This is a genomic window from Acidovorax sp. FG60 (assembly GCF_057808995.1).
In genome coordinates this window covers 1-2,962 of the sequence record NZ_JBMDJC010000051.1, presented here as the reverse complement: position 1 = coordinate 2,962, position 2,962 = coordinate 1, and the positions used below count along the sequence as shown (strand labels likewise).

Here is a 2,962-nt window from a genome sequence, read left to right as displayed (position 1 = left end):
AGGCCCAAAACTCGTGCCATACTTGGCCTCATGCGGTTGAATTTCCTATCCGTGGTAGCATCGTTCGCGCGGAAATAAATAAAACAACATTTCGCAGGGTAAAACACATACCAAGATCCTTCAGGAGACATTGAATGAATAGCCGTTCCCTAACTAAAGCGATCCGATTTCCCACAATTCTTGCACTCGCCGGCCTCAGCGTACTTGCTGCATGCGGTGGCAGCGACAACGACAGCAGTAGTAACAACCAGGGCGCACCCGCCGTTGCCACTACGGTCGCAGGCCAGGTCCAGGCTGTGGACCGCCTCGGCATGCGCAGCTATTTCGGGATACCTTTTGCCGCGCCTCCGGTGGGCAACCTGCGCTGGATGCCGCCGGCGCCGCCTCAATCCTGGGCCGCCCCGCTGGCGAAGACCCAGTCTAATGCGCCCTGCCTGCAAACCAGCGCCAGTTCCTTCCGCCTGCCCAACGGCACCGAGGACTGCCTCTACCTCGACGTCCATGCCCCTGCCACCGGCGAAGGCCCCTTCCCTGTCATGGTGTGGATCCACGGCGGCGCCTTCAACACCGGCGGCGCCATCACCTATGCCGACCCGTCGCCCCTGGTCAGCAAGGGCGCCATCGTTGTCAACATCGCCTACCGCATGGGCGCCATGGGTTTCCTGGGCCATCCGTCGCTGCGCGCCGCGGACGGCACGGTCGGCAACTACGGCATCATGGACCAGCAGGCAGCACTGCGCTGGGTGCAGGACAATATCGCCGCGTTCGGCGGCAACAAGTCCAATGTCACCATCTTCGGCGAATCCGCCGGCGGCTTCAGCGTGATGACACACCTGGCGTCACCGCTATCCAAGGGTCTGTTCGCCAAGGCCATCGTCCAAAGCGGCGGCTACGGATTCGATCGCCAGCTGACACAGGCGCAGCTTGAAGCGCAGAGCACGTCGATCGTCAACAGCGCGCTGGCCGCAGCCGGCGTTAGCTGCCCCACCGTCGACGCGGCATGTTTGCGCGGCTTGTCCGCCGAGCTTGTCAACAACCAGCTCGCGACCGCCTTCACCACGGCCAACTCGAGCCCCGTGCCTTCGGTGGATGGCAAGGTTTTGCCCAAGTCCATCAAGGCGACTTTCGTCGCCGGGGAGAACAACAAGGTGCCGCTGGTCAATGGCTCCAACCAAGACGAGTGGTCGCTCTTCGTTGCATCGCGCGAACTGGTGGCGGGGCCGCTGACCGCTGCCCAGTACCCTTCCTATCTGCAGACCTCGCTCGGTCTGCCACCATCGCTCGCCACGGTATATCCACTGACGGATTACGGCACCAATACCGCGCAGCAACCCAGCCTCGCGGCGACGGCGGCCGGCACCGACGTGCGCTTTTCCTGTCCGGCGTTGAACCTGTCGAAGCGGGTACTGAGCCAGGCAACGCCAATCTTCATGTACGAGTTCCGGGACCGGACTGCGATCCCGTCGATCGGCCGCAACACCATCAGTTTCAACCAGGGGGCAGGTCACTCGTATGAGCTCCAGTACCTGTTCAACCTGCGTGACCTGGAGACCGCGGAACACCGCGACCTGCAGGCCAGCATGGCACGCTACTGGACCAACTTTGCCCGCACCAGCAATCCGAATAATGGCGACCCGGTGGCGACGTCATGGCCTGCATTTACGGGACCGACCAAGGTGCTCGGACTGGACGTCGCCTCCGCTGGCGGCATCAGGGAACTGGCCACGTTCGAGACCGACCACAAGTGCAACACGGCCTGGACATCACTGACTTTTTGATCAAGCCCTGGCGCAGCATGGCCCGCTTCGGCGGGCCTTTTTTATTGCACCGCATGACGTTTGGGACGCAAGTCATTCCTTCGGGATACTCGCGCAGTCGGCCCTGGACCATTTCCAGTTCCTGACACACCAGATGAGACCGTTGGTTTTCTCTGGCAAGGGCATCGCGGGAAATTCGGGCAGCATGCCGCCCGGCTGCGTGGCAGCACCGGCGTACCAAGCTGTGTGCGGGTAAGCAGGTCAGGCGTCAATGCCTGGAATCATTCATCCGGGGCAGACTGCAGCCTTTCATGCACCCGGCGTAGCAGGGAAATGAGTTGCTCCCTTTCGCCGTGCTTCAGGTCAGCCATCGCCACGCCGGACAGTTGCGCTCCCTGTGCATGCAGATGGCCAAATACGGCCATTCCCTCTGCCGTGACCTGAAGCCGCGTGCTGCGGCGGTCTTCCTCGTCGAGCCGCGCTTCGAGCAGGCCCTTGTCCCTCAGGCCGCGGATCAGGCGTGCAAGCTGCGCCTTGTCACGCCCTGAGTGTGCAGCCAGATCGCTCTGCGTGGCGCCGGGACGGCGCGCAAAAAATCCAAGGACCTTGGCGTCCATGTGGGTCAGGTCATGACCGCCGTCGCGCAGAGCGCGGTACTGGCGCGCCCGGTAGAGATGCATGATGTCGTGAATGGTCTCGAAGACCTCATTCGGCAGCACGGCGTCACTTTGATTGACTTTATCAACTTGTTTTCGCATAATAGGGGACATTATCAATCATATTGGAAGTGTGATGGAAGTTCTTCAGTCAGCACGGCGGGTGCAGCGGGTTCGTCATGAACTCCGCCAAAGAGACGAAGCAGGATCAGGAGACGGCCATGCTGGCCGGGGCCACGGCAAGATCCTGGGCGGCGGCATGGTCGGCACGCATGCGGGCGACATGATCGGCGAGATCGCCCTGGCCATCGAGATGGGTGCGGACGCTGTCGACATCGGCAAGACCATCCACCCGCATCCGACGCTGGGCGAGAGCATCGGCATGGCGGCGGAAGTGGCGCATGGCAGCTGCACGGATGTGCCGCCTGCGCGCAAGTAAGTCCGCAGCCAAGCTACCCTGACAAGGCCCGAACTGGCGACGGTTCGGGCCTTGTGCTTTGCGTACCCAAACAATCGCCGCAGAATACTGTGCATTTGTACAGTATTCAT

At 61.9% G+C, this 2,962-nt stretch carries 2 protein-coding genes and 1 pseudogene; 2 read left to right on the top strand and 1 reads right to left on the bottom strand.

All coding sequences use genetic code 11. The features are described from left to right. The first annotated feature begins 134 nt into the window (after positions 1-134). Positions 135-1,778 (top strand): carboxylesterase/lipase family protein, encoded by a 1,644-nt coding sequence (locus ACODS0_RS27945; RefSeq protein WP_488838490.1) that lies wholly within the window; start codon positions 135-137, stop codon positions 1,776-1,778. A gap of 260 nt (positions 1,779-2,038) precedes the next feature. Here the strand turns inward: ACODS0_RS27945 and ACODS0_RS27940 are convergent, their stop codons facing one another. After that, positions 2,039-2,527 (bottom strand): MarR family winged helix-turn-helix transcriptional regulator, encoded by a 489-nt coding sequence (locus ACODS0_RS27940; RefSeq protein ID WP_333907696.1) that lies wholly within the window; start codon positions 2,525-2,527, stop codon positions 2,039-2,041. 115 nt (positions 2,528-2,642) lie between these two features. Here ACODS0_RS27940 and ACODS0_RS27935 point away from each other — a divergent pair. Beyond that, positions 2,643-2,852 (top strand): annotated as a pseudogene (locus ACODS0_RS27935) (dihydrolipoyl dehydrogenase); the annotation flags it as partial. Between the last annotated feature and the right edge of the window lie 110 nt (positions 2,853-2,962).